This window comes from Undibacterium sp. Di24W, from assembly GCF_049340325.1.
Classification (GTDB): Bacteria; Pseudomonadota; Gammaproteobacteria; order Burkholderiales; family Burkholderiaceae_D; genus Undibacterium.
In genome coordinates this window covers 1-342 of record NZ_JBMPOP010000031.1, presented here as the reverse complement: position 1 = coordinate 342, position 342 = coordinate 1, and the positions used below count along the sequence as shown (strand labels likewise).

Sequence of the window (342 nt, the reverse complement as noted above, 5' to 3'; positions counted from 1 at the left end):
CGCCGCCTATCACTAAAGGCAGTGTTTCAGGGGACGCTGAATCAATCACCGTATCATCAATCGTGCTCACGGTGACCGTAAAGGCCGTCACACCACTCGGTACAATCACATTGCCACCGACCAAGGTGACGCCATTACTAAACACCGGGGTCGCATTGTAATCGGGCGCCGTCGCACTGCCGCCACCTAAACTATAGGCGTAGGTCGTCGTCGCGTTCGTCGCTGCCGACAGACTGACGGTGTAGACCAGGTTGTTGCCTTCGACCACATTGTCATCTCCAGCACCTGGGGCACCTGGTTCTATCGTGGTGATCGTGGGTTTCTCATTGTCTAAGATGCCGC

General features: G+C 55.8%; 1 protein-coding gene. It reads right to left on the bottom strand.

Features of this window, described 5'->3' with window-relative positions; all coding sequences use genetic code 11:
- On the bottom strand, positions 1-342 hold a 342-nt coding region (locus ACO0KZ_RS20495), incomplete at both ends, for a hypothetical protein (protein ID WP_422998643.1).